Genomic DNA, 24,478 nt, shown 5'->3' with positions numbered 1-24,478 from the left:
CGAGAATTGGGGAACCTGCCATGCCATTCGAACCCACCCGCCGCGGCGTCCTCCAGGGCCTCTCGAGCACCCTGATGATGGCGACCGCCGCCATGCCGATTGCGTCGCGACCGGCGCGCGCGGCCGGCAAGACGCTGCGCATCGCCATCTCGCTCAGCGACATCCCCAATCTGTGGGCGGTGCCGACCGGCGGCTTCGAGGGCGCGCGCTTCGGCGGCTACACGCTCTTCGATCCCCTCGTGTCCTGGGACATGAGTTCCGCCGACAAGCCGTCCGGACTGGTGCCGGGGCTTGCGGAATCCTGGTCCGTCGATCCCGACAACCAGAAGCGCTGGATCTTCAAGCTGCGCGAGGCGACGTTCCACGACGGGTCCCCGTGGAACGCGGACGCGGCGATCTGGAACTTCGAGGGCTACCTGAACAGGGACGCGCCTCACTTCCATCCCGGCCGGGCGGGAATGGCGGGCGCACGCACCCAGTCGATCGCCGGCTACGGCAAGATCGACGACATGACGATCTACCTCGAGACCAAATATCTCAACAGCCTGCTGCCGTTCGAACTGTCGACGCTGTTCTTCGCCAGCCCCGCCCGCCACGCGGAGGTCGGCAACTGGGAGAACTTCGCGGTCAACCCGTCCGGGACCGGCCCATACGCCTTCGTCTCGCTGACACCCGGCTCGGAGCTCCGGCTCAAGGCCTACGAGAGCTACTGGAACCCCCAGCGCGTGCCCCGGACGCCGGAACTGGTCCTGATGCCCGTTCCAGACGCCAACACCCGCGTGGCGGCCCTGCGCTCCGGCCAGGTCGACCTCGTCGACACGCTGCCGCCGGATTCGATCCCGTCGCTGGAGGCGGCCGGCTTCACGATCATCGAGAACACCTATCCGCACAGCTGGATCTGGCGTCTCAACTTCACCGAGGACTCGCCCTTCTCCGACATCCGCGTCCGCAAAGCCGCCAATCTCGCCATCGACCGCGACGCGATCGTGGAGTTCCTCGGCGGGCATGCCACGGCCGCGAAGGCATTCGCCCAGCCCGGCTCGCCCTGGTACGGCAAGCCGGCGTTCGAGTTCCGCTACGATCCGGAAGCGGCCAAGGCGCTGCTGGCGGAGGCGGGATACGGACCGGACAAGCCGGTCGAGCTCACCATCGTGATCTCCTCGTCGGGCGGCGGACAGATGGTGCCGCTGTCGATGAACGAGGTGATCCAGAGCTACATGCGCGAGGTCGGCATCAACGTCACGTTCGACGTGCGCGATTTCGGAACGATGATCACCATGCTGCGGCAGGGCGCAAAGGAGTCCGGCGCCGACGCGCTGAACGTGGCGATGACCATGCAGGAACCGGCGACCGGCGTCGTCTCCTTCACCTCCGTGCTCGCGCCGCCGGCCGGCGGCAACTGGGGCTTCTACAACAATCCCGCCTTCGACGAGGCGCTGGCCGCGGCGCGCGCGACCTTCGACCCGGCGGCGCTGGACGCCGCCATGTCGAAGGTGATGGAGGTGGTGACCGACGACGCGGCGGCGCTGGTGGTGGTGCACGACACCAACCCGCGTGCCCTGTCGCCGAAGCTGAAAGGCTTCGTGCAGGCCAAGAACTGGTACCAGGACTTCACGCCGATCGAGGTGACGGACTGATGGACGCGCTCGCTCCCTTCGAGATCGCGGAGGCGTCGGTCGTGGGCATCCACGACGCCTACCGGGCGCGCCGGACCACGGCCGAGGCGGTCGTGCAGGCCTCGCTCGACCGCATCGAGGCCTATGACCGGCGCGGCCCGCAGCTGTGGGCTGTCGTCGTGACCAACCCCGACGCCATCGCCGATGCGCGCGCGCTCGATGCGCATCTGGCCGCGACCGGCGAACTCATCGGCCCGCTACACGGCATCCCGGTGCTGGTGAAGGACAATTACGACGTCGCGGGGCTGCAGACGACTGGCGGCTCCTCGGCCCTGATCGGCTGGGTGCCGCCGCGCGATGCCACGGTCGTGGCAAAGCTGCGCGCGGCGGGCGCCGTCATCATCGCCAAGACGACGATGTCGGAATGGGCGCGCGGCGGCTTCGACAACATCAATTCGGTGCTGCCCAGCTTCGCGCGCAATCCCTACAACACCGCCCATGCCACCGGCGGCTCGTCCGGCGGCACGGGGTCGGGCCTTGCCGCCAGCTTCGGCGTGGTCGGGCTCGGCTCCGACACGCTGGGGTCGATCCGCAACCCCTCCTCCAACAACGCGCTGGTGGGGCTGCGGCCGAGCTGGGCGCTGGTGTCGCGCGCGGGCATGGTCGGGCTCTACGACGAGCGCGACACGGCCGGCCCGATGGCGCGGAGCATGGAAGACCTCGTGGCGCTGCTCGACGTGATCGCGGGCGTCGATCCCGCCGATCCGGCCACCGCCCATGCCGAGGGCCATGTCGAGGCAAGCTACGCGCCGTTCCTGCGGGCCGACGGGCTGAAGGGCAAGCGTCTGGGCGTGCTGCGGCAGGCCTTCCCGCCGGAGGATTCCGATCCGCAGGTCGTCGCCCTGCTCGACCGGGCCGTCCAGGACCTCGCCGCAGCCGGCGCCGAGATCGTCGATCCCTTCGAGATCCCGGAGTTCGACCGTTTTCCCCAGCACATGCACCCGTTGAGCAAGGTGCGTTTCGCGATCGAGACCTACCTCGCCGGCACCGGCCCCGGCTTCGCGAAGACGCTGGCGGAGATCGTGGCGGCCGACAAGTTCCATCCCGTCCACGAAGGCAGCCTGCGGGTCACCGCGGTCGCGCCGGAGCCTCTCACCGACCCGGTGGTGCTGGCGCTGGAGGCGCTGGAGATCCGGATGCGCGAGGCCTACGACGCGGCGATGGCGGCGGCCGGCGTCGACGCCTTCGTGCTGCCGGTGGCCACCTATCCCCCAAAGCTCAACGGCGACCGCAACGTCACCCCGGCCGGCGCCAGGACCTGGATCGCGTCTAGCCTGCACTGGCCGGCGATGAGCGTTCCGATGGGCTACACCTACGAAGACCTGCCCTCCGGGCTGCAGATCGTCGCGCGGCCGTGGAGCGAGGCCATGCTGATCGAGATCGCCTACGGCTACGAACAGGCGACGCGCCATCGCAAGCCGCCGTCGACCACTCCGGCCCTGCGGGCGCGGCCATGATCGGCGAGATCAGCACCGAAGCGACCGTCGCGGCGGTCCGCGACTGCTTCGAGCGCTACAATGGCGCGCTCGACCGGGGAGACGTCGAAGCGCTGAACGGGTTCTTCTGGAACTCGCCCGCAACGATCCGCTTCGGCCCGACGGAAACCCTGTTCGGCTACGAGGCGATCGCCGCCTTCCGTTCCCGGACATGGAAGGGCACGGCAGGCGTACGGATCATCGAGACGGTCGTCGTCACCGCCTTCGGCCCGGACATGGCGACGACCAACGCGCTGATCCGCTCCGCCGACGGGTCGGTGAGCCGGCAGTCGCAGACCTGGGTCAACCTGCCCGAAGGCTGGCGCATCGTGGCTGCCCATGTGAGCGCCAGCCCGCCCTGACGCCGGCGACCGAGCGCCAGACCCGACACCGAGACCACGACATCCGATCGAAGACGAGAGGCGACGAACCATGGCCACCCACACACTCGACGCAACGCCGCAGACCGTCCGCCGCGGCGTGCTTGACGGCAGCTTTCCGCCGGTCCTCACCATCCGTTCGGGTGACACGGTGACGATCCAGACCGTGTCGGGCAACGAACAGGCGCTGCCGCCGGCCGGATCCGGCTTCGGCATGCCGGCGGCGCTGACGGAGATTCTCGCCGCCGTGCCGCCGGGAACGGGACCGCACATCGTCACCGGCCCGGTCGCCATCGAGGGCGCGGAGCCCGGCGACATGCTGGAGGTGCGCATCGACCGGATCGAACTCGGCATGAACTGGGGCTACTGCCTGTTCCGGCCGCTCACCGGCACCGTGCCGGACGCCTTCCCCTTCCGCGACCTGAGCTATATCCCCATCGACATGGACAAGCGGACCTGCACGCTGCCCTGGGGACCGGAGCTGCCGCTGGCACCCTTCTTCGGCGTCATGGCGAGCGGACCGAAGCCGTCCTACGGGCAGCTGTCGACCAAGGAACCGCGCGACTTCGGCGGCAATCTCGACAACAAGGAGATGACCGCGGGAAGCACGCTGTTCCTGCCCGTGTGGGTTCCCGGAGCGAATTTCGTGGTCGGCGACGGGCACGGCGTCCAGGGCGACGGCGAGGTCTGCGTGACTGCGCTCGAGACCTCGCTCACCGGCACCTTCACCTTCGTGCTGCACAAGGGCGGCGGCGCGGACACCCCGAAGCTCCGCTTCCCCCGCGCCGAGACGCCCACCCACTATCTCAGCATGGGCATCGACGAGGACCTGGACGTCGCCATGCGCGAGGCGGTGCTCGAGATGATCGCCTTCATCTCAGAGCGCACCGGCTGGTCTCGCGGCGAGGCCTACAAGAGCTGCTCGCTCGCCGTCGACTTCCACGTGACGCAGACCGTCAACGGGGAGAAGGGCGTCCACGGCATGCTGCGCAAGGGGCTGCTGTTCTAGGACCACCCGACCTGCGGTCGCGTTCACGTGGCAGGGCCCCGCCCGTTCCGGGCGAGGCCTCGTGCCATCGTGTGTACCGGGGACCGTCTCGCCGCCCTCAGCTGTTCAGGTTCCCCCGCAGGGTGTCGTGCGTGTACTTCGTGCGCATCAGGCCGCGGCGCTGGAGTTCCGGGACCACGAGTTCGCAGAAGTCGCGCAGGGCGCCGGGCGCGGCGTAGCTCTTGGTCAGGATGATGCCGCCGTTGCGGCCGCCGGCCTCGTGCACGCCCTCGATGTGGTCGGCCACCTCCTTGACGCTGCCGACGACGAAGTTCGAGCGCTCGGTGATCCAGCGCCGGCCGAGATCCTCGATCTCGGTGTCGGGATCCTCGGTGTTGAGGAGTTCCTGGAAGGGACCCCAGTAGGTCTTCTGCGACTTGATCAGGTCGACCATGTCGACGAGCTTCATCTTGCCGTCGAGCCTGGAGAAGTCGAAGCCGAACTGGAACGACAGTTCGATCAGGCCGGCATTCGGCGGCAGCGTCTCGAGGAAGCGGCGTTCCTTTCGGATCGCATCCTCGCGGGTATCGCCCGCCACCACCCTCACCTGCCAGAAGACGCCGAGGTCGCGCGGCTTGCGGCCGTGCCTGACGGTCAGGTCGTCGAGCACGGCGCGGTGGGCGGCGATGCTCTTGTTGGTGCGGCGGGAGACGAACTGCATGTCGGCATGCTTGGCCGCAAGGTTCATGCCGTCGTCCGACTGGCCGGCCTGGATGACGACCGGCCGGCCCTGGCGCGAAGGCAGGCAGGGCAGCGGTCCGCGCACCTTGAAGTGCTTGCCGACGTGGTTGATGAGGTGGACCTTCGACGGGTCGGCGAAGATGCCGTTCTCGCGGTCCATGAGGATGGCGTCGGCCTCGACGCTGTTCCAGAGATCGATGACCACCTGGAGATGCTCGCGGGCGATGTCGTAGCGCTCGTCGGGCGGCAGCATGGTGTCGAAGCCCCAGTTGGCCGCCTCGTTCTTGTAGGCCGAGGTCACCGCGTTCCAGCCGACACGCCCGCCGGTGACGTGGTCGAGCGAGGAGAACAGCCGTGCGACATGGAACGGGTGGTGGTAGGTGGTCGACATGGTGATGCCGAAGCCGAGATTGGGCGCGGCCTTCGCCATCAGCGGGATCATCGGCATCATGTCGTGCTTGGGCCAGCGGTAGCCGTCGCGCAGCGGCGTGGCGTAGCCGTCGCCGAAATTCTCGGGCGTCTCGGCGGCATCGCCGAAGAAGATCATGTCGAAACAGCCGCGCTGGGCGATCCGCGCCAGGTCCTCGTAGAAGCTCGGGCCGTAATAGTCGTAGTTGATCCACGATCCCGGCGTGCACCACAGATGGTCCGTGTGGATGAAGGAACTGTCGATCGCGAGATGGATGGATTCGGATTCACACATGGGCGCGCTCAATCTTTCATTGAATGGAGCGCCCGCCAAGTCGTCCCTCCCGGGACTTCGGCGGCCGTGCATGGCGGCCGCCTGGTTGGATCATGCGGCGACCGGCGACAGGCGCCTGAGCCGCGAGCCGTGGAAGACCAGCGGCTCGACACCGGGCTCCGTGCCCAGCGCGTGGATCGCCAGCAGCACGATGACGTGGTCGCCGGCATCGACGGTCGAATGCACAGAACAGTCGAGATGGGCCGCCGCACCCTCGATGAAGATCGCACCCTGCGGCGTCGCCGACCATTCGACGCCGCCGAAGCGGTCGCCGTTCTTCGACGACAGGCTGCGGCACGCCGCGTCGTGGCCCTCGCCGAGCACCGAGACGCCGATCCGCGGCGCGTCTTTCAGCCGCTGCCAGGTGGCCGAACTGGTCTGGATGCAGACCGAGACCAGCGGCGGTTCGAGGGAGACGGAGGTGAAGGACGAGGCGGCCATGCCCGTCGGTTCGCCCTGCGTCACGGCGCAGAGCGCCGTCACGCCGCTCGGATAGCAGGCGAAGGCATCGCGCAGGGCGCGGGCATCCTTCGGCACGTCGATGGCGATCGTCATGGTCGGTCCTTTCCGGCTGTCGCAGAAGTGCGTGTCATGTCTTGTCCGTCTCCTCCGCAACACTGATCGCCCGCAGGCGCGCCCGCTTTTCCCGTCACCGCAGGAGCGGACGCGCCTGGTCCTCGAAGAAATCGCGCACCGCCCGCCGGTTGGGCCGCTGGTGCTCGACCATCGCCGCAACCGTCGCCTCCACGTCGCGGGCCGCCAGCGCGGCCAGCAGCGCGCGGTGCTCGCGATTGGCCTGGTTCAGGCGGTCCTCGATGCGGCGGACGGTGATGTTGAGCATGACCGTCAGCGAGTCGCGCAGGGGATTGATGATCGCGCTCAGACGCGGCGCGCGGGTGCAGTTGGTCAGGAAATTGTGGAATACCCGGTTCAGCCGGACGAATTCGGTGACGTCGGTGACGACCTCGAGTTCGTCCTGCAGCGCGTTCGCATGCTCAAGCTCGGCCTGCGTGATGTTCTCCGCCATCAGTCTCGCAGACAGCGGGATGAGGGCGGCGAGGATGCTCGTCGTCTCGATCATCTCCTCCTCACTCATCTTGCGCACGACGGCGCCGCGATGCGGGTCGAGATGCACGAAGCCCTCGGCGCTGAGTTCGTTCAGCGCCTCGCGCACCGGGGTGATGCTGATGCCCAGGCCCTCGGCCAGGTCCTTCTGCAGCAGCTTCTCGCCGGGCCTCACCTCGCCGGCGAGAATCGCGGCGAGGATGCCCTCGCGCGCGAACTGCTTCAGCGTCTGCCGACGCGTGCCGTCGGCCCGCAGGTGCCGCACCGCGCCGGCGAAGTCGGTCACGCTTCCGTCGCCTTCCGCGGCGGCCTTCGGGGCACTCGTGTTCATGGCGTCCTCCCTCTGGTTTTCCGGCCCGCCGGAGCGGGCCGGCATGCTCTAGCTGTTCAGGTTGCCGCGCAGCGTCGTCGCGGCATATTTCGTGCGCACGAGGCCGCGGCGCTGCAACTCCGGCACGACCGTCTCCGCGAAGTCGCGCAGCATGCCTGGCGCGGCGAAGCTCTTCGCCAGGATGATACCGCCGTTGCGGCCGCCGGACTCGTGCACGGCCTCGAGATGATCCGCCACCTCCTTGACCGAGCCGACGACGTAGTTCGAGCGGTCGGCGATGTAGCGGCGCCCGACCTCCTCCAGCGTCGTCTCGGCGCCCTCGGTCTTCACCAGCTCCTGGAAGGTGCCCCAGTGCACCTGCTGCTGCTGCACCACGTCGAGCAGATCGCGGAGCTTCATCTTGCCGTCGAACTTGGAGAAGTCGATGCCGTAGAGAAAGGACAGCTCGATGATGCCGGCGTTCTCGGGAAGCGAATCGAGGAAGCGCTTCTCCTTGCGGACGGCGTCTTCCTTCGTGTCGCCGACCTGCACCCGCACCGACCAGAACACGCCGAGATCGCGCGGCGAGCGGCCATGCTTCACGGTCAGGTCGTCGAGCACGGCGCGGTGGTCGGCGATGCTCTTCAGCGTGCGGCGGGACACGAACTGCATGTCGGCATGCATCGCCGCGAGGTTCATCCCGTCGTCGGACTGGCCCGCCTGGATGACGACGGGGCTGCCCTGCGGCGAAGGCAGGCAGGGCAGCGGCCCGCGCACCTTGAAGTACTTGCCGGAGTGATTGACGAGATGGACCTTGGAGGGATCGGCGAAGACACCGGTCTCGCGGTCCATGACGATGGCGTCGGCCTCGACGCTGTCCCACAGCGCGCGGACGACTTTCATGTGCTCGCGCGCCTTCTCGTAGCGCTCGGCGGCCGGCAGCATAGTGTCGAAGCCCCAGTTGGCCGCCTCGTTTTTGTAGGCCGAGGTGACGGCGTTCCAGGCGACGCGCCCGCCGGTGACGTGGTCGAGCGAGGAGAACAGCCGCGCGACGTGGAAGGGGTGGTGATAGGTGGTCGACATGGTGGTGCCGAAGCCGAGGTTCGGGGCGACCCTGGCCATGTAGGGGATCATCGGCACCATGTCGTGCTTGGGCCAGCGGATGCCCTGCTCCAGCGGCACGTCGTAATTGCCGCCGAAATTCTCGGGCGTCTCGGCGGCATCGCCGAAGAAGATCATGTCGAAGAAGCCGCGCTGGGCGATGCGGGCGACGTCCTCGTAGAAGTCCGGCCCGTAATACTGGTAGTTCACCCAGGAGCCCGGCTGCGCCCAGAGATGGTCGGTGTGGATGAAGGAGCAGTCGACGGCGAGGTGCATGGTCTCGGACTGGCACATGGAGGCGGCCTTTCGTTATGCGGTGAATGCGGCGGAGGCGACGGGATCAGGCGTGGCTCAGACGGGGCGGCTCCAGGACAGGAAGTGGCGGGACGCGGCGACGACGATGGCGTGGAGCGCCACGCCCAGCACCGAAAGCACGATCAGCACGGCGAAGATGCCGGCCGAGTTCATCCGGGCGTCGTAGATCTTGATCAGCGTGCCGAGCCCGACCAGCGTGCCGGACCCGAGCAGTTCGGCCACGACGGCGGCGGTGAGGGCGAGCACGAGGCTGACCTCGAAGGCGGCAAAGACGAAGGGCAGCGCGACATAGGCCTTGACGCGCAGGAGCGTCTGCCAGCGCGTCGCCCGGTAGGCCTTCATCAGTTCCATCTGCTCTTCAGAGGTGGATTCGAGCCCGGCCATGGTGTTCACCAGCACCGGAAAGAACAGGATGCTGATGACCAGCGCGATCTTCGATTCCATGCCGAAGCCGAACCAGATCAGGAACAGCGGCGCCACCGCCACCTTCGGCACCGCCTGCAGGGCGACGATGTAGGGCTGCAGGATCGCCTTCAGCACGGGAACCTCCGACAGGATCACGGCGAGCCCGATGCCCAGGACCGCGCCGATGACGAAACCGATCACGGTCTCCTGCATGGTGATCCAGATCGCGCCGATCAGGATGCCCGAGATCGTCAGGGCCCAGAGCGACTGCAGCACCTCGGCCGGCCCCGGCACGATGCGCGGATCGACGTCGAGACCCTGCACGAGCAGTTCCCAGGCCAGGATCCCGCCGAGAAGCTGGAGGATCTTGATCGTGACCTGCTGGGTGATCGTGCCCAGTCGCGAGTTCTGCAGCCCCGCCAGCGTGGCGGCGATCGCCGCCGTTCCTCCAGCCTTTTCGTCCGTCATGGCCACGGCTCCCTCCGCTCAGTGCGGGATGAGGGCGCGGATTTCCGCGCCCAGCCTGGCGAAGCGCGCTTCGCCGCGGATGTCGGCCTGCCGCGGGCGCGGCAGGTCGATGCGGATGTCGGCCACCACCCGGCCGGGACGGGCCGCCATGACCAGCACCCGGTCGGACAGGTAGACCGCCTCGGCGATGTCGTGGGTGATGAACACGACCGTCGGGTGGCTGTACTCCCAGATCGCCAGCAGCTCGTCGTGCATGTGCTCGCGCGTCAGCGCGTCGAGCGCACCGAAGGGCTCGTCCATCAAGAGCACGGACGGCTCCGTCATCAGGGCGCGGGCGATGGAGACCCGCTGCTGCATGCCGCCGGACAGTTCGCCCGGATAGCGCTGTCCGACGCCCGTCAGCCGGACCATGGCGAGCAGCTGCTCGACACGCGCCGCGATTTCCGCCTCCGATTTCCGGCCCTCGAGCTCGGCCGGCAGCGCGATGTTGCGCGCGACGGTGAGCCAGGGCAGGAGCACCGCCTTCTGGAAGGCGATGCCGATTTCGGGCGACGGCGCGGTGACGACGTCCTTGCCGAGAAGGACGGCGCCCTTGGAGGCATCGATCAGCCCGGCGATGATGCGCATGACCGTCGACTTGCCGCATCCCGACGGACCGACGATCGAGACGAACTCGCCGCCGGCGATCTTGAACGTGGTGTCGGCGAGCGCCATCACCTCGTCGCCTGTGCGGGTCCTGAACACCTTGGTCAGGGCCGAGACATGGATGGGGCTGGCCTTGCTCGACGTCGGGAGCCCGGCCGCCTGGGAAAACTGCATGTTCATTGGCTGGCCGCCTCCATGATCGGAGCGCGGTCGAATTCGTTCGCCTTGGCGTTGAACTCGTTGGTGAAGAACTTGGTCGGATCGAAGTCGGTCTTGATCTGGCCGGTCTTCTTCAGGAGATCGTAGTGGCGCTGCCAGGTGGCCGCGTCCTGCGAGCCCCACATGAAGTCGATCGGGAACTCGTCGATGCGCATCTGGCTGATGGTGGCGCCGAGAATGCGCATCTCCTTCTTCATCGCGGCTGCGACGTCCTCGCCGGGAAGCGGGGCGCGCGTGGGGTAGGTCGCCCAGAAGGTCTCCACCACCTTCTCGGGATTGGTCTTGATGAAGACCGCCGATTTGGCGACGCCGCGGGCGATCGTCTCGACGATGTCGGGATTGGCGGCGATGTAGTCGTCGCGGGCGACGAGGCCGATGCCGTAGTAATCGTTCTGCCAGTCGCCATAGGGCAGCAGCCGCAGGTCGTAGCCGGCGTTCTGGTAGGCGGCAAAGAGGCCGGGCCAGGCGATGAAGGCGTCGATGGTGCCGGACTTCAGCGCTTCCATGGAGGTGACGCCGTAGCCGGTCTCGACCACGCTCTTGGCGGGCGCCTCGGCCTTGTCGTCGTCCATGCGGATCGTGGTGAAGGCTTCCAGCGTCGTCGACAGCGCCGGCATGCCGACGACCTTGCCGGCCAGATCGCCGAAGTCCTGGATCGGCGAACCATCGAGCACGGCGGCCGTATAGATGCTCTTGCGGATGAGCACGTAGATCATCTTGACCGGCAGATCGCCGCCCTTCTCGGCCGTCAGCAGCACGCTGTCCGGCCCGAGCATGGCGAACTGCGCCTGGCCGGAGAGCAGGAGCTGCATCACCTGCCCGCTCGTGCCGGCGGTCTCGATCGTCACGTCGAGACCTTCCTCCTCGAAATATCCCAGCTGCTCGGCGAGCGGTCCGTAGGGTTCATAGGAGACGTCCTGGTCGGTCGTGCTGAGCACGATGGTCGCCTTCTTCATCTCCTGGGCCGAAGCGGCGCCGAGGGGAAGCAGGGCGAGGATGGACACACCGGCTATGCCGGCCCGAAGCCAGGTGCCGCCTGCGAAGGCGCCCGTGACCGTAAGGTATCGAATTGTAGACATGTCGGCGGTTCCTTGTTCGCTTTCGAGCTGCACAACGATCCGCCTTGGACGTTCCCCACGTTTTTTATAATTTATAAAATTCCCATGGCCAGCGCCTTGTCAAGCTGTTAAGCCTGTTTTTGTGTCGATTTTCACTTTTGCTTAATTCGTGTGCATGTCGTGACGAAAACCGCCATCCGCCGCCTGCCCCGCCCCATCGACCCGTATCGCCCTTCCGCAGCGCCCCCTACCGGCTCCGGGGGCGCAGCATGAGCGCGGGCGCCACATCCAGCCAGATTGGGCGCACGGTCCTGCTTCTGTCGGCTTCCGGGTTTGCGGCGAGCGTGAACCTGCGTTCGATGGACATCATGCTGCCCAGCCTGTCGGCGGATTTCGGCGTCACCGTCGGGCAGGCGTCGGTCGTCATCACCGCCTATGCGCTCGGCTACGGCGCCTGCCAACTGGCGGTCGGGCTGATCGGCGACCGTTTCGGCAAGTACCGGCTGATCATGATCCTGTGCCTGCTCAGCGCGGTCGCCAGCGCGGCCGCCGGTCTGGCGGCGTCGATCGGCCAGCTCGCCGTCGCCCGCCTGCTGGCGGGGGTCGCTGCCTCGGGCATCGTGCCGCTCGCCATGGCCTGGATCGGCGATCACGTTCCGATGGCCGAGCGCCAGCCGGTGATGGCGCGCTACATGTCCGGCACGATCTCGGGCGGCCTGCTCGGACAGGTGATCGGCGGGATCCTGGCCGAGCACTTCGGCTGGCGGATGACGACGGTCGTCTTCGCCGCCGGCTTTCTGGTCGTCGCCGCCGCGCTCGCCTGGGGAACGCGCTTCACGAGTCGGAGCCCGGCGGCTCCGTCCGAACGCACGAGCATGATGACGCATCTCGGCGCGCTGCGGCACAATCGATACGGCCTCACCGTGCTCGGCGGCGTCGTCATCGAGGGCATCGCCTTCTTCGGGCCGCTCGCCTTCACCGGTGCCAGCCTGCACCACCGTTTCGGCATCGATCTCGGCACGGTCGGCCTCGTCATCGCCTGCTTTCCCCTCGGCGGCCTCGTCTACTCGTTCTGGCTGTCGCGCCTCCTGAAACGGTACGGGCAGGCATCGATGATCGCCGCCGGCGGCGGCTTCGCGGCCGTCGGTCTCTGCACGCTGGGGGCCAGCCCCTACCTCTGGTCGATGCCGATCGCGGTCGCCGTGATGGGTTTCGGCTTCTACCTGATCCACAATCCGCTGCAGGTGCACGCCACGCAGATCATCCCGGCGGCGCGTGGAACCGGTGTGGCGATGTTCGCCACCAGCCTGTTCGTCGCCCAGTCGGCCGGCGTCGCCCTGGTGGCGCCGATCGTCGACCGCTGGGGGCTGCCGCCGGTCTACTTCCTGTCGGCCGCCATCCTGGCTGTGAGTGCCGCGTGGCTGGCGAAGGGGCTGGGACACCGTTCGGCGCCGCCCGCTCCGGCACCCGCGCCCGCAGACCTGTGAGGCGAAGCCGCCCGGCCCGCGGCGGCCGCGCCTGCAGCCGGCCGGATCAGTCGGCCGGCCGCCAGAGCGGGCCGCGCTGCCGCACCGGATCGAGCAGCGACCAGTCCGTCGTGGGCAGTTTGTAGCCCAGAGGAAAGGGCGGCCGCGCTTCCATCCCGATCGACGCCAGCACGCGGTCGTCGCGATAGTAGGCGCGACACACGACGGCCTCGAGGACCGCCAGCGCCGCCGGCTCTTCCGCACGCATCGCGGACAGCAGCGAGACCTGCACGGCTGCATCCAGCGCGGCGAGCCGTCCGCCGGCTGCGGCGTCGATACGGCGAAGCAGTGCGGCGAGTGCGGCACCGTCGCGGCCGGGCGAGCGGATCATGTCGGCCAGGATGACGTCGTCGTCCGCGCCCGGCACGCCATGGACCGCGCTCGCCGGGATCATGTGGCCCGCCACGCAGCGCAGGCACTCGATCTCCCCGGCCGACAGTCCGCATGGACCGGTCGTCGTCGCTTCAATCGAAGAGGTCATGGATCCGTGCCTTGATCTGGTCGGCGACGTAGAGCGCGATCGCCTGGATGGTCGAGGTCGGGTTTACGCCGCCGGAGGTGACGAAGACGCTGCCGTCGACGATGAACAGGTTCTTCACGTCGTGGCTGCGGCCCCATTCGTTGACGACCGACGTTTTCGGGTCGGTGCCCATGCGCGCCGTGCCCATCAGGTGCCAGCCGGCATAGGAAAGCGGCGCGCGCGTGACGATGTCGCGGGCACCCGCTGCCTTGAGGATCTCGGTGCCGCGCGCGACCGAATGGTCGAGCATCCTTTGCGTGTTCTCGCTCAGCCGATAGGTGATCTTCGGCGCCGGAATGCCGTTGGCGTCGCGCAATTGCGGGTCGAGCGTCACGCGGTTGATCGCCTCCGGCAGATCCTCGCAGATCGAGACCATGCCCGCCTGGTGGTCGAACAGGGAGCGGAACGCGGCGTGATGGCCCTCGCCCCAGGGCAGCAGGCCGTCGGCCATGCCGTTGATGGCGGTGGCGACCGGTCCGGCGCCGCGGGTGAACTGGTAGCAGTACCCCCGGACGAAGTCGTTGGCCGGGTCGGTCTCGTAGAACTGCATCGACCACATGAAGACGCGCGAGCCGCGATAGCCGTCCATCGGCTGGTCGAAGCGCCCGCGTACCAGAGCGTAAGGGTGGAACATCAGGTTGCGGCCGACCTGGCCGCTCGAATTGGCAAGCCCGTCGGGAAACCGTTCCGATGCGGAGTTGAGCAGGATGCGCGGCGTGCCGATGCCGTTGCAGGCCATGATGACGATCTCGGCCGGCTGGAAGACCTCCTCGCCATCGGCATCGAAATACCAGGCGCCGGTCGCCATCCGGTCCTCGCTGGTCTCGATGCGGCTGACCCGGCAGCGTGTGCGCACCTCGACGCGGGCGCGCATGGCTTCCTGCCAGTAGGTGATGTCGGTCGAGGCCTTGGCGCCCTGCGCGCAGCCATGGCCGCAATGGCCGAGATTGATGCAGGCTGCCCTGCCCTCGTGGTCGCGCGAATTGATGGCGGTGTCGGACGGCCACCAGTGCCAGCCGAGGCCGTTCATCGCCTGCCCCAGGACCTCGCCGGTGCGGCCGAGCGGCAGCGGCGGCATCACCGCCGCCTTGCGCGGATAGGCCGGATCGCCTTCGAGCGCGGCCACGCCCGTCATGCGGTCGTTGAGCGCGTAGAAGGGTTCCAGCGTCCGGTAGTCGATCGGCCAGTCGTCGGCCACGCCGTCGAGCGTTCGCACCCTGAAGTCGGAGGGATGCATGCGCGGGAAATGGCCGGCATAGAGGATGGTGCCGCCGCCGACGCCGTTGAAATTCGCCACCTTGATCGGCGAATCGTCGTCGTTGACGGGATAGTCGGCCGGCATCGCCCGCCGGTTCGGACTGATCGCGTAGTCCTCGAACTGCCGCGCCTCCCAGTCGCGCCCGGTGCTCGGATAGCGCGACGTCTGCTGCCAGTCGCCCTGCTCCAGGCACAGGATGCGCATGCGGGTGTCCGCCAGGCTCCAGGCGACCGCCGCGCCGGAGGCGCCGGCGCCGATGATGAGCACGTCGACGGGTGCGTTGATCTTCGTCCGGTTCACGAGGGATACCTGCGGCTTCAGAGCGCCAGCCGCGGCGTCTGCGTGCGGTTGATCAGGCCGGTCTTCTGCAGCGGCGGATATTTCGCCAGCGCCGCCTCGTTCGGCTCCGTTCCCCAGCCCGGCCGGTCGGGCAGGATCAGGTAGCCATCCCTGTATTCGGGCGCGTGGGTGAACACCTCCGCGTCCCAGGCGATGCGGTCGATGTCGGTTTCCATGATGCGCATGTTGGGCACGACGGCACTGAAGTGGGCGTTCATCATCGTGCAGAGATGGCCGTAGAAGTTGTGCGGCGCGACGTTGATCTCATAGGCGGCGGCGGCGGCGGCGATCTTCAGCGACTGCCACACCCCGTTCCAGGGCGTGTCGATGATAGCCACGTCGATCGACTGGTTCTGGAAGTAGGGCAGGAATTGCTGCAGGCCGATCAGCGTCTCGCAGGACGAGATCGGGTGCGGGCTGTGCGCGCGGATATAGGCCAGCGCCTGCGGGTCGAGCGTGTCGATCTCCACCCAGAACAGGTCGAGATCGGCCGTCTCGCGCAGGATCTTCAAGAACCCTTCGGTGCGGGCGTTGAAGTTCAGGTCGAGCAGGATGTCGATGTCGGGCCCGGCCGATTCGCGCATGATCTCCAGGTGCTTGCGCAGATCCTTCAAGGTCTTGCGCTCGACGTTGAGGGACGGCTCGTGCGGCCGGCCGAAGCCCGGCGACCAGGCCTCGATGCGGTCGTCCGCGTCATAGTGGAAGATGTTGGTCTTCAGCGCTGTGTAGCCCTCGTCGCGCACGTCGCGGGCGACCTGGCGAACGCCGTCCGCGTCGACGATGCCGGGCGAGAAATGCTCGGTGCGCATGCGGTAGGCGACGCAATGGGACCAGTAGACACGGATCCTGTCGCGCACCTTGCCGCCGAGCAGCACGTGGCAGGGGACGTCGAGCGTCCTTGCCTTGGCGTCGAGCAGCGCGTTCTCGATCGCGCCGAGCGCCTGGCCGACGACGCCGCCCGACGCCGGACGTGTGACGTTGTGCAGGTCCTCGCGGATGTGCTCGTGCAGCATCGCGCTCTGGCCGATGACGCGGTGGCTGATCTGCTCGATCACCGAGGTGACGCCCGGCGAGCCGAAATTCTCGTCATACTCGCTCCAGCCGACGACGCCGTCCTCGGTGGTGATCTTCAGGAAGTGGTAGTTGCGAAACGAATTGCTGCAGGACAGCGTCTTCACTTCGCCCACGATGGCCTTGTTCTTCACGGTCATTCCTCGGCTTCAGAGTAGTCTGCTAATGAAGCGCTCGGCGCTTGCCGGCGCAGTTGGATGAGTTCGACCCGCGCGAAGCACCCCCTCACCGTCACGCTTCGCGTGCCACCTTTTTGGGGCGAGCCACTTGTCTCGCCCGTCCTTCGGACCCCCCTGCCCGGGGGAGAGGTGGACGCGAAGCGGACGGTGAGGGGGTGGTTGCTGCCGGGCATTCCTTTCGTTCAAGAGACTGGGAGGCGCATCGACCTCACCCCCAGCCCGATATCGACTTCACGTCCGTGAACTCCTCGATGCCCCAGCGGCCGCCTTCGCGTGCCCGGCCCGAGGCCTTGACGCCGCCGAAGGGCGAGCCGGCGCCGCGCGGCTGGCCGTTCATTTCCACCATGCCGGAGCGCAGCAGCCGGGCGATGCGATTGCGGCGCTCGCCGTCCTGGCTCTGCACGTAGTTGGTCAGCCCGTAGGGCGTGTCGTTGGCGATCGCGATCGCCTCGTCCTCGGTCTCGATCGGGATGATCGACAGCACCGGGCCGAAGATCTCCTCGCGGGCGATCGTCATGTCGTTGGCGACGTCGGCGAAGACCGTCGGCTGGACGAAATAGCCGCGGTTGAACCCCGCCGGCCGGCCCGGCCCGCCGGCGACGAGCCGCGCGCCCTCGGCGATGCCCGTTTCGATCAGGCCCTGGATGCGCTCGAACTGGCGGGCCGACACGACCGGGCCGATATGTGCTCCCGGCTCGCCCGAAGGGCCGACCGCGATCGAACGGGCGATCTCGCCCGCCGTCTCGACGGAGCGCTCGTAGATCGAGCGCTCGACCAGCATGCGCGACGGCGCGTTACAGTTCTGGCCGCTGTTGACGAAACACTGGCGCACGCCGCGCTCGATCGCCTTGTCGTCGGCATCGGCGAAGACGAGGTTCGCCCCCTTGCCACCGAGTTCCAGCGCCACGCGCTTCAGGCTGTCGGCAGCCGCCCTGGTGATCGAGATGCCCGCCCGCGTGGAGCCGGTGAAGCTCACCATGTCGATGTCGGGGTGGGTGGCCAACCGGTTGCCCGCCCCCGCCCCGTCGCCGTTGACTAGGTTGAAGACACCGGGCGGCAGGCCCGCCGCGTCGACGATCTCGGCGAAGACGATCGCCGACAAGGGTGCGATCTCGGACGGCTTCAGCACCACCGTGCAGCCGGCGATGAGCGCTGCCGCCACCTTCAGCGTGATCTGGCTGATCGGCCAGTTCCACGGCGTGATCAGGGCCGCGACGCCGACCGGTTCGTGCACGATGCGGTCGTTCGGCGCGTGGTGGCCGAGCGGCCGCACGAAATCGAAATCCTTGGCCGCAGCGATGAAGTTGGCCATGTGCCGCGGCCCGGATCCGGCCTGCGCGGCGCGCGCGAGATCGATCGGCGCGCCCATCTCCCGCGAGATGGCGCGGGCCATGTCCTCCGTCCGCTCGAGATGGATCATGCGCATCTTCTCCACGAAGGCGATGCGCGTTTCCGGTGCTGTCGCGGCCCAGACGGGGAAGGCGCGCCGTGCGGCGGCCACCGCGGCATCGACGTCGGCGTCGGAGGCCAGCGCGACGGTGCCGAAGGGTTCTTCGGTCGACGCGTCGACCAGCGTCTGCCAGGCGTCGGAGCCGGCGGGAATCCAACGGCCGTCGATGTAGAAATCGAGCAGTTCGGTCATGGCATGGTCTCTCGTGTGGTTCACCGATCCGCTCCTTCCAGGGCCTCGGCCGTCAGCCGCCGTCCCGAGCCGGTGTCGAAGACGTGGACGTCCTCGGCGCGCGCCTCGAGATGGATCGTCTCGCCCGGACGGACCTCGGTCCGGCCCCGGATCAGGACGCGGATGACGTGGTCGCCCATGCGCGCGGTGATCTGGGTCTCCGAGCCGGTCGGCTCGATCACCGAGACGACCGCCGGCCAGCCGATCGCAGCCAATGCGAGATGCTCCGGGCGTATGCCGACCGTCACCCGGGCTTTCCCGCGAACGGGCATCGGCAGCGAAAGGCGCGACCCGTCGTCGAGCACCAGCGTCTCGTCCCGGTCGACGATGCCCTCGAGGAAGTTCATCGGCGGCGAGCCGATGAAAGCCGCCACGAACAGGCTCTTCGGCCGGTCGTAGAGGTCGAGCGGCGGGCCCATCTGCTCGACGATGCCGCCGTTCATCACCACGACACGGTCGGCGAGCGTCATCGCCTCGATCTGGTCATGCGTGACATAGACCGTCGTGACGCCCAGCCGCTGGTGCAGTTCCTTCAGTTCCGAACGCATCTGGACGCGCAGCTTGGCGTCGAGATTGGAGAGCGGCTCGTCGAACAGGAAGACGTTGGGCTGGCGCACGATCGCACGGCCCATGGCGACGCGCTGGCGCTGGCCGCCCGACAGCGCGCGCGGCTTGCGGTCGAGCAGTTGCTCGAGCCCGAGGATCCGCGCGGCGTCAGCCACGCGGGCATCGATCTCGGCGCGCGGCAGCCGGCGCTGGCGCAGCGCGAAGCCCATGTTGTCGCGCACGTTCATGTGCGGATAGAGCGCGTAGTTCTGGAACACCATGGCGATGTCGCGATCCTTCGGAACCACGTCGTTGACGACCCGACCGCCGATGGCGATCTCGCCGCCGGTGATTTCCTCCAGGCCCGCGATCATGCGCAGCAGGGTCGACTTGCCGCAGCCCGACGGCCCGACGAGCGCCACGAACTCGCCGTCGGCGATGTCGATCGAGACGCCGTGGATCACCTCGAGCTGCCCGTAGGTCTTGCGGACGCTCCTGATCGCGACTGTGCCCATGGCGTTCTGTCTCTCCCTGATGTGCGGCCGGCTTGCTGCCGGTCTCTGCCGTACGCGCGCTAGCCCGCGTTCTTGGCCTGTGCCGGATTGTCGGATTCGAGTTCGCGGGTGATGGCCTCGTAGGCCGCGCGCTCGTGCAGCTTGACGAGCGCCGCCGCCGCTTCGAACGCGCCGCCGCGGATGGCGTCGCGGATCGCCTTGTGCTCGGACAGCGAGTCCGCCATGCGGCCGGCGATCATCTTGAAGCCGCTGTGGACCGAGGTCAGCGCGCTCAGGTTCATCAGCATGCGCAGCGACCATTGCGAATGCGGCGTGTCGTAGAGCAGCGTGTGGAACTCGTGGTTGAGCTGGATGTAGCGCGCCGCATCCTGCGCCTCCACGGCGCGCGTCGCGGCCTCGATGTTGGCGTCGATCTCGGCAAGCCGCCTCGCGCTGTAGCTCGCCGCGCCCAGTTCGATCGCCAGAGCGCCGATCAGACCGCGCAGGGCGTAGATCTCGCGCAGCTGCTCACGCCCGGCGCTTGCCACCACGGCGCCGACATGCATCTGGACCTCGAGCCAGCCCTCGGAGGCGAGGCTGCGGATCGCCTCGCGGATCGGGGTCTCGGAGATTCCGAGCGCCTCGGAGATCTCGCGGGTCGTGATCCGGTCTCCCGGCTTGACTTTCCGGGAGATGATCAGCTCCTCGATGTGCCGGCGTGCGAGGTCCGCCTTCGACAGATAGATATGCGGCTGCGTCATCGGTTCCCCCGCCCCTGCATTGCGACAGTCACGTCGATCATCCGGTTCACCCCTTCGTTGCGCCGTCGGCCAGACCCTGGATCAGCCATTTCTGAACCAGGAGGGCAAAGACCACCACCGGGATGACGGTTATGGTGCCGACCGCCGTCAACGCGCCCCAGTTCGCGCCGTTCACCGTGTCGCCGGCGATCCCCGCGATGGCGACGGGGATCGTAGAGGCGTAGCGGTTGGTCAGCACCAGGGCGAAGAGCAGTTCCTCCCAGGCGAGGATCATGCTGAAGATCATGGTCGACAGCAGCCCCGGCATCGAGATCGGAACGATGATCTTGAAGAAGGCGCCGAAACGGCTGCAGCCGTCGATCATGGCCGATTCCTCCAGTTCCTTCGGCAGGGCGAGGAAGAAGCCGCGCATCAGCCACATCACGTAGGGGATGAGGAAGGTGCAGTAGGCGAGGATCAGCGTGATGTGCATGTCGGTGACGCCGAGCGAACGGGCGACGAGGAACATCGGCACGGCCAGCGCGATCGGCGGCACGCCGCGCGACAGAAGGATGATCACGCCGATGGTGCCCGCGCCGCGCAGCTTGATGCGCGCAAGCGCATAGCCGGCCATGGCGCCCGCCACGATCGACAGCAGGCCCGACCCCGCCGCCACGATGACGGTGTTGATCAGGCGGCGCGAGATGTCGGCGCGCTGCATGTAGCTGATGTAGGTTTCGAGCGTCGGCGTGAAGAACAGGGTCGGCGGCACGGTGAAGATGTCGCGCTGCTCCTTGAACGAGCTCAGAACCATCCAGAACACGGGGAACAGGAAGACGACGCAGGCGAACACGCCGGCGGCGATGCGGACCTTCCTGCCGAGCCGCGACCTGCGCCGCAGCGGAGCGTCGAATGCGGCGGCGGTCAACAGCGTTCCTCCAGCTTGCGGGTGCCGAAGAGGAAGATGCCGGTCAGCACCATGGTCAGCACCAGAACGATGACGGCCATGGCCGCGGATTCGGCGAAGCGCAGCGAGCGGAACGCTTCCTCGTAGATGAACAGGTTGATGACGTTGGTCGCCCCGCCCGGTCCGCCATAGGTGGCGGCCAGCGCGATGTCGAACATCTTGACCGCGCCAAGCCAGCGCACGACGAAGGTGGCGGCGATGATCGGCACGAGCAGCGGCAGCGTGATCGACCAGAGCATGGACCACCAGTTGGCGCCGTCGATCTCGGCCGCCTCGAAGATGTCGCGCGGCAGCGACAGAAGTGCTGCCGTGGCGATCAGCACGACGAAGGGCGTCCACCGCCAGGTGTCGATGATGACGATCGCGGCCATGGCGAGGTTGGGATCGCCGAACCAGTCGAGCGGCGCGAAGCCGGCCAGGCCGATCAACCAGTTCATGATGCCCCAGAGCGGGTCGAGGATCATCCGCCAGATGCCGCCGGCGACGACCGGGGCCACGACCATGGGGATGATGAAGAGGGCGCGGACGGTGCCGCGTCCGCGCCAATCGGCATTGATGAGGAAGGCAATGCCGAATCCCAGGACGATCTGCAACGGCAAGGCGAAGACCAGATAGACCAGGGTCACCTTCATCGACGACCAGAACCGGTAGTCGTCGAGCACATGCGCGTAGTTCTCCCAGCCGATCCATTCGACCGCGCTGAACGTCATCAGGTCGAAGCGGGAGAAACTGATCTCGACCGTGTAGAAGATCGGATAGGCGAGCATCGCCCCGAGGATGATGGCCGCGGGCCCCATGAACGCCCAGCGCGACATCACGTCCGCCAGTGTCGTCCATGTGCGGGAGCGCACCTTGCGCGCCCCGGCTGCCGTCATTGTCCTCATGGCGATGCCCTCCCGGTCCGACGGATCAGTCGAGAACCTTTTCGATCTTGTCGGCGGCGACCTGCAAGGCCTCGGCCGCGCCGATCTGCCCGGCCATGAAGCGGGAATGCTCGTCGGCCAGGATCTGCTGCGCGGCGTCGGAGCGCGGGTGGCGGATGCGCCACATCTTGCCCTTTTCGGCGGCATCATAGGCCTGCTGAAGCCCGACGAAGACCGGCCCGAGCCATTCCACGGACGGTTTGGCGGCCAGCGTCGACTTACGGGCCGGGAAGACGCCGAGATTGGCCGAATGCCAGGCCTCGCCCTCCTTCGAGGACAGCCACTGGATGACGGTCCAGGCGGCCTGCTTGTTTTCGCTCTTGGACGACACGGTGCCGTTCCAGATGCCGCGATGCGCGCCGGGGCCGCCGGAGCCCGCCGGCAGGGCCTGGATGCCGACCTGGTCGGGCTTCAGCGTCGTCGTCTTCTCGTCGATGGCCGAGCCCTTGTAGACGCTGCCCCAGTTGAACATCGTGGCGACGAGGCCCTGGCGGAACGCCTGCAGCGATTCCGAGAAGCCGTGGCTCACCGCGCCGGTCGGCGCGAATTCGAGCAGCTTCTTATGGGTCTCGAGCGCCGCAATGCCGATCTCGGTGTTGAACGCCGGCTTGCCGTTCTCGTCGAGCAGGCTGCCGCCGTTGGAGTTCATGATGGTCTGCCAGATGGTCGGCGTCAGCGGCTCGCGCACGAAGTAGGTGTCGATCGCCCAGGCGTCGACCTTGCCGTCGCCGTTGGTGTCCTGCACCAGCTTGGGCGCCTGCGCCAGATACTGCTCCCAGGTGATGTCCGGCGTCGGCACGGGCACGCCCGCCTTTTCGTAGAGCGCCTTGTTGACGAACATCATCAGCATGTTGGAGCGCAGCGGCACGCCGTACTGCACGCCCTTCCATTCGCCGGCCGCCAGCGGCGCCGCGTTGAAGTCGTCCCAGTCGTAGCCGGCATCGGTCCAGGCCGCAGCCTCGGCGCTCTTCAGGTCCATCAACGCGCCGACCTCGGCCAGCTGCGGCACCCAGGGGTCGTCGGCGATGATGATGTCGTAGGTCGGGCTCGGGCCGGTCGCGTCGAGCATGCTCTTGGCGAGCAGTTCGACATAGGGCACGCCGTCGATCGTGACCTTGATGTTCGGATAGGCCTTGTTGAACTCCGGCACCATCAGCGTCTGCCACTGGTTGGCGAACGCCTCGTTGGCGATCATCCTTACCTCGATCGGCTGTTCGGGCGTGCCGAGCCCGTCCTGCGCGCGCGCCGCGGTCCCACCAAAGGCCGCCATCGCGACCGTCGATACCGCCGCCGCCATCAACGCGCGGCGCGACACCGAGCCTGCTGCTTCATGAATACGAGACATGCATTCCTCCCTTGCGTGACGATCCGCGACGGAGTTTCCCCCGCCATCGTCATCCTTGCTCCTGCCCTACATTCTATAGAATCCAGAATGTAGGAAACGGGTACGGCTGGTTCGCCGCCTTGTCAAGCGGGTCGGGGCGTAACAGGCCTGCCCGAAGTCCTGCACCGAACCGCCGGCGCGGACGGGTGGATCATCCGGTCGTTGCGAGATCAGCCGCGCGCGACGCCGACCGGGACGGGTCATCGCCATGACGAGCCTCGATGAGGCCCCTACTCTCGCCGCGCATCTGCTGCTATCTGTCGATCGCCTGCTGCGCCACGACCGGTGGCGCGCCGAGCAGACCCGGCGGACGGATCGGCGTTCGGGTCGAATTTCCGGGCTGGACATATCTGCCCGCCACGCGCTGGTCAGGATAGCGTTGCCGTCTGCCGTGATCCGGCGAATCTCGTCTTCGAGGGAAGGAAGCGGTGCAGAACATGTCTCGACGCTTCGATCCCATCTCCGGGAAGCCACATAAACACCGGGTATATCAGAGCAATCCCGGCAGTTGCGAGTGACCGGATTCCTGCACCAACAGCGGCTCGACGCGGTGCTGGACGTGATCCGGCAGCGCTCGACGCGCTCGCTTCTCGATCTCGGCTGCGGCGACGGCGACCTCCTCGTCGCAATCGCGCGGGAGGGACGGGTCGAGCGCATCGTGGGGGTCGACCTCTGCGCCCGGTCGCTCGCCCGGCTTCGCGCGCGCCTCGCCGCGGAAGAACCCGCCAGGAGCGAGGTGGAACTCCTGCACGTGTCGCTGCTCGATGCGCCCGACCGGCTGCGCGGCTTCGACTGCGCCGTCCTCGTCGAGACGATCGAGCATCTCGACGCCGGACAGCTCGGCGCCTTCGAGCGCACCATCCTCGGCCGGCTGCGCCCGCAGACCCTCGTCGTCACCACCCCGAATGCGGAGTTCAACGTGCTGCTCGGCGTACCGGCGCACCGCTTCCGTCATCCCGACCACCGCTTCGAATGGGACCGCGCGCGCTTTCGGGCCTGGGCCTATGGCGTCGCGGGCCGTCATCGCTATGCGGTGTCCTGCTGCGATATCGCCGGCCGGCATCCGCAGCTCGGCGGCGCCAGCCAGATGGCCGTCTTCGACCTTGCGTCGACGGAGAGCAGCGTCGGTGCCCGTCCCGGCACCGCAATCCTGTAGACGGCGTGGTCGGCGGACGCTAACCGTTCGCCGACGCGGGAAGCCCTTAACTGGACTTCGCCATCCACGGGATCCGGGCACCCGCGCCACGCGACGACGCCGAGAG

Annotated in this window: 22 protein-coding genes; 6 read left to right on the top strand and 16 right to left on the bottom strand. The window is 67.6% G+C overall.

From position 1 onward, the window contains the following. Window positions 1-20 precede the first annotated feature (20 nt). The 4 genes from N1F91_RS23280 to N1F91_RS23265 all read left to right on the top strand — a co-directional run bounded on the left by N1F91_RS23280 (window position 21) and on the right by N1F91_RS23265 (window position 4,540). A complete protein-coding gene (locus tag N1F91_RS23280; protein WP_289995763.1) occupies window positions 21-1,637 on the top strand; it encodes an ABC transporter substrate-binding protein in 1,617 nt (538 codons plus the stop codon). Beyond that, window positions 1,637-3,133, top strand: coding sequence for an amidase family protein (locus N1F91_RS23275; protein ID WP_289995762.1), 1,497 nt, complete (start codon window positions 1,637-1,639; stop codon window positions 3,131-3,133). The genes N1F91_RS23280 and N1F91_RS23275 overlap by 1 nt, the downstream gene beginning before the upstream one ends. Then, a complete protein-coding gene (locus tag N1F91_RS23270; protein WP_289995761.1) occupies window positions 3,130-3,513 on the top strand; it encodes an AtzH-like domain-containing protein in 384 nt (127 codons plus the stop codon). The genes N1F91_RS23275 and N1F91_RS23270 overlap by 4 nt, the downstream gene beginning before the upstream one ends. Window positions 3,514-3,583: 70 nt before the next feature. Further along, the gene (locus tag N1F91_RS23265; protein WP_289995760.1) at window positions 3,584-4,540 is read left to right on the top strand and encodes an acetamidase/formamidase family protein; all 957 of its coding nucleotides are present in this window, start codon (window positions 3,584-3,586) and stop codon (window positions 4,538-4,540) included. A gap of 97 nt (window positions 4,541-4,637) precedes the next feature. Here the strand turns inward: N1F91_RS23265 and N1F91_RS23260 are convergent, their stop codons facing one another. The 7 genes from N1F91_RS23260 to N1F91_RS23230 form a co-directional block, all read right to left on the bottom strand. Beyond that, the gene (locus N1F91_RS23260; protein WP_289995759.1) at window positions 4,638-5,963 is read right to left on the bottom strand and encodes an NtaA/DmoA family FMN-dependent monooxygenase; all 1,326 of its coding nucleotides are present in this window, start codon (window positions 5,961-5,963) and stop codon (window positions 4,638-4,640) included. A gap of 90 nt (window positions 5,964-6,053) precedes the next feature. Continuing rightward, entirely contained in the window at window positions 6,054-6,557 is a 504-nt protein-coding gene (locus N1F91_RS23255) for a flavin reductase family protein (protein WP_289995758.1), read from the bottom strand. A gap of 94 nt (window positions 6,558-6,651) precedes the next feature. Further along, window positions 6,652-7,398, bottom strand: a complete 747-nt coding sequence (locus N1F91_RS23250; RefSeq protein WP_289995757.1) for a GntR family transcriptional regulator — start codon at window positions 7,396-7,398, stop codon at window positions 6,652-6,654. Window positions 7,399-7,446: 48 nt separating this feature from the next. After that, window positions 7,447-8,772 carry an NtaA/DmoA family FMN-dependent monooxygenase gene (locus N1F91_RS23245; RefSeq protein WP_289995756.1) on the bottom strand — a complete coding sequence of 442 codons (1,326 nt, stop codon included), beginning with the start codon at window positions 8,770-8,772 and terminating at the stop codon, window positions 7,447-7,449. Window positions 8,773-8,829: 57 nt separating this feature from the next. Further along, window positions 8,830-9,666: an ABC transporter permease gene (locus tag N1F91_RS23240; RefSeq protein WP_289995755.1), complete on the bottom strand. Its 837-nt coding sequence runs from the start codon at window positions 9,664-9,666 to the stop codon at window positions 8,830-8,832. Between the two features lie 18 nt (window positions 9,667-9,684). Continuing rightward, the gene (locus N1F91_RS23235) at window positions 9,685-10,491 is read right to left on the bottom strand and encodes an ABC transporter ATP-binding protein (protein WP_289995753.1); all 807 of its coding nucleotides are present in this window, start codon (window positions 10,489-10,491) and stop codon (window positions 9,685-9,687) included. Next, entirely contained in the window at window positions 10,488-11,609 is a 1,122-nt protein-coding gene (locus tag N1F91_RS23230) for an ABC transporter substrate-binding protein (RefSeq protein WP_289995752.1), read from the bottom strand. Before N1F91_RS23230 ends, N1F91_RS23235 begins: the two co-directional genes overlap by 4 nt. 248 nt (window positions 11,610-11,857) lie before the next feature. Here N1F91_RS23230 and N1F91_RS23225 point away from each other — a divergent pair, with 248 nt between their 5' ends. Further along, window positions 11,858-13,075, top strand: a complete 1,218-nt coding sequence (locus N1F91_RS23225; protein WP_289995751.1) for an MFS transporter — start codon at window positions 11,858-11,860, stop codon at window positions 13,073-13,075. Between the two features lie 46 nt (window positions 13,076-13,121). Here N1F91_RS23225 and N1F91_RS23220 read toward each other — a convergent pair whose 3' ends face one another. The 9 genes from N1F91_RS23220 to N1F91_RS23180 all read right to left on the bottom strand — a co-directional run bounded on the left by N1F91_RS23220 (window position 13,122) and on the right by N1F91_RS23180 (window position 23,177). Beyond that, window positions 13,122-13,595, bottom strand: a complete 474-nt coding sequence (locus N1F91_RS23220) for a hypothetical protein (RefSeq protein WP_289995749.1) — start codon at window positions 13,593-13,595, stop codon at window positions 13,122-13,124. Beyond that, window positions 13,579-15,177, bottom strand: a complete 1,599-nt coding sequence (locus N1F91_RS23215; RefSeq protein ID WP_289995782.1) for a GMC family oxidoreductase — start codon at window positions 15,175-15,177, stop codon at window positions 13,579-13,581. The genes N1F91_RS23220 and N1F91_RS23215 overlap by 17 nt, the downstream gene beginning before the upstream one ends. 32 nt (window positions 15,178-15,209) lie before the next feature. Next, complete coding sequence (locus N1F91_RS23210) at window positions 15,210-16,442, bottom strand: mandelate racemase/muconate lactonizing enzyme family protein (protein ID WP_289995748.1); 1,233 nt, start codon at window positions 16,440-16,442, stop codon at window positions 15,210-15,212. Between the two features lie 247 nt (window positions 16,443-16,689). After that, on the bottom strand, window positions 16,690-18,123 hold the full coding sequence (locus N1F91_RS23205) for an aldehyde dehydrogenase family protein (RefSeq protein ID WP_289995781.1): 1,434 nt from the start codon (window positions 18,121-18,123) through the stop codon (window positions 16,690-16,692). 20 nt (window positions 18,124-18,143) lie between these two features. Further along, window positions 18,144-19,223: a sn-glycerol-3-phosphate ABC transporter ATP-binding protein UgpC gene (gene ugpC, locus N1F91_RS23200; RefSeq protein WP_289995747.1), complete on the bottom strand. Its 1,080-nt coding sequence runs from the start codon at window positions 19,221-19,223 to the stop codon at window positions 18,144-18,146. A 59-nt stretch (window positions 19,224-19,282) separates the two neighbouring features. Then, complete coding sequence (locus N1F91_RS23195) at window positions 19,283-19,963, bottom strand: GntR family transcriptional regulator (protein WP_289995746.1); 681 nt, start codon at window positions 19,961-19,963, stop codon at window positions 19,283-19,285. Between the two features lie 46 nt (window positions 19,964-20,009). Beyond that, window positions 20,010-20,870: a carbohydrate ABC transporter permease gene (locus N1F91_RS23190; protein WP_289995745.1), complete on the bottom strand. Its 861-nt coding sequence runs from the start codon at window positions 20,868-20,870 to the stop codon at window positions 20,010-20,012. Beyond that, window positions 20,867-21,793, bottom strand: a complete 927-nt coding sequence (locus N1F91_RS23185) for a sugar ABC transporter permease (RefSeq protein ID WP_289995743.1) — start codon at window positions 21,791-21,793, stop codon at window positions 20,867-20,869. The genes N1F91_RS23190 and N1F91_RS23185 overlap by 4 nt, the downstream gene beginning before the upstream one ends. 25 nt (window positions 21,794-21,818) lie before the next feature. Further along, a complete protein-coding gene (locus tag N1F91_RS23180) occupies window positions 21,819-23,177 on the bottom strand; it encodes a sugar ABC transporter substrate-binding protein (protein WP_289995742.1) in 1,359 nt (452 codons plus the stop codon). 553 nt (window positions 23,178-23,730) lie between these two features. Between N1F91_RS23180 and N1F91_RS23175 the strand changes: the two genes are divergently transcribed. Continuing rightward, window positions 23,731-24,372, top strand: a complete 642-nt coding sequence (locus tag N1F91_RS23175) for a methyltransferase domain-containing protein (protein ID WP_289995741.1) — start codon at window positions 23,731-23,733, stop codon at window positions 24,370-24,372. Window positions 24,373-24,478 lie beyond the last annotated feature (106 nt).

This window comes from Aquibium sp. ELW1220 (genome assembly GCF_030398385.1).
Taxonomy (GTDB): domain Bacteria; phylum Pseudomonadota; class Alphaproteobacteria; order Rhizobiales; family Rhizobiaceae; genus Aquibium.
The sequence above is the reverse complement of the archived record's forward strand: the minus strand, read 5'-3'. Positions and strand labels throughout refer to the sequence as shown.

What these genes read in the sequence shown, in the direction of transcription:
- N1F91_RS23280 (WP_289995763.1), top strand. Translation starts at nt 21, where the DNA reads ATGCCATTCGAACCCACCCGCCGCGGCGTCCTCCAGGGCCTCTCGAGC.
- N1F91_RS23275 (WP_289995762.1), top strand. Translation starts at nt 1,637, where the DNA reads ATGGACGCGCTCGCTCCCTTCGAGATCGCGGAGGCGTCGGTCGTGGGC.
- N1F91_RS23270 (WP_289995761.1), top strand. Translation starts at nt 3,130, where the DNA reads ATGATCGGCGAGATCAGCACCGAAGCGACCGTCGCGGCGGTCCGCGAC.
- N1F91_RS23265 (WP_289995760.1), top strand. Translation starts at nt 3,584, where the DNA reads ATGGCCACCCACACACTCGACGCAACGCCGCAGACCGTCCGCCGCGGC.
- N1F91_RS23260 (WP_289995759.1), bottom strand. Translation starts at nt 5,963, where the DNA reads ATGTGTGAATCCGAATCCATCCATCTCGCGATCGACAGTTCCTTCATC.
- N1F91_RS23255 (WP_289995758.1), bottom strand. Translation starts at nt 6,557, where the DNA reads ATGACGATCGCCATCGACGTGCCGAAGGATGCCCGCGCCCTGCGCGAT.
- N1F91_RS23250 (WP_289995757.1), bottom strand. Translation starts at nt 7,398, where the DNA reads ATGAACACGAGTGCCCCGAAGGCCGCCGCGGAAGGCGACGGAAGCGTG.
- N1F91_RS23245 (WP_289995756.1), bottom strand. Translation starts at nt 8,772, where the DNA reads ATGTGCCAGTCCGAGACCATGCACCTCGCCGTCGACTGCTCCTTCATC.
- N1F91_RS23240 (WP_289995755.1), bottom strand. Translation starts at nt 9,666, where the DNA reads ATGACGGACGAAAAGGCTGGAGGAACGGCGGCGATCGCCGCCACGCTG.
- N1F91_RS23235 (WP_289995753.1), bottom strand. Translation starts at nt 10,491, where the DNA reads ATGAACATGCAGTTTTCCCAGGCGGCCGGGCTCCCGACGTCGAGCAAG.
- N1F91_RS23230 (WP_289995752.1), bottom strand. Translation starts at nt 11,609, where the DNA reads ATGTCTACAATTCGATACCTTACGGTCACGGGCGCCTTCGCAGGCGGC.
- N1F91_RS23225 (WP_289995751.1), top strand. Translation starts at nt 11,858, where the DNA reads ATGAGCGCGGGCGCCACATCCAGCCAGATTGGGCGCACGGTCCTGCTT.
- N1F91_RS23220 (WP_289995749.1), bottom strand. Translation starts at nt 13,595, where the DNA reads ATGACCTCTTCGATTGAAGCGACGACGACCGGTCCATGCGGACTGTCG.
- N1F91_RS23210 (WP_289995748.1), bottom strand. Translation starts at nt 16,442, where the DNA reads ATGACCGTGAAGAACAAGGCCATCGTGGGCGAAGTGAAGACGCTGTCC.
- N1F91_RS23205 (WP_289995781.1), bottom strand. Translation starts at nt 18,123, where the DNA reads ATGACCGAACTGCTCGATTTCTACATCGACGGCCGTTGGATTCCCGCC.
- ugpC (WP_289995747.1), bottom strand. Translation starts at nt 19,223, where the DNA reads ATGGGCACAGTCGCGATCAGGAGCGTCCGCAAGACCTACGGGCAGCTC.
- N1F91_RS23195 (WP_289995746.1), bottom strand. Translation starts at nt 19,963, where the DNA reads ATGACGCAGCCGCATATCTATCTGTCGAAGGCGGACCTCGCACGCCGG.
- N1F91_RS23185 (WP_289995743.1), bottom strand. Translation starts at nt 21,793, where the DNA reads ATGAGGACAATGACGGCAGCCGGGGCGCGCAAGGTGCGCTCCCGCACA.
- N1F91_RS23180 (WP_289995742.1), bottom strand. Translation starts at nt 23,177, where the DNA reads ATGTCTCGTATTCATGAAGCAGCAGGCTCGGTGTCGCGCCGCGCGTTG.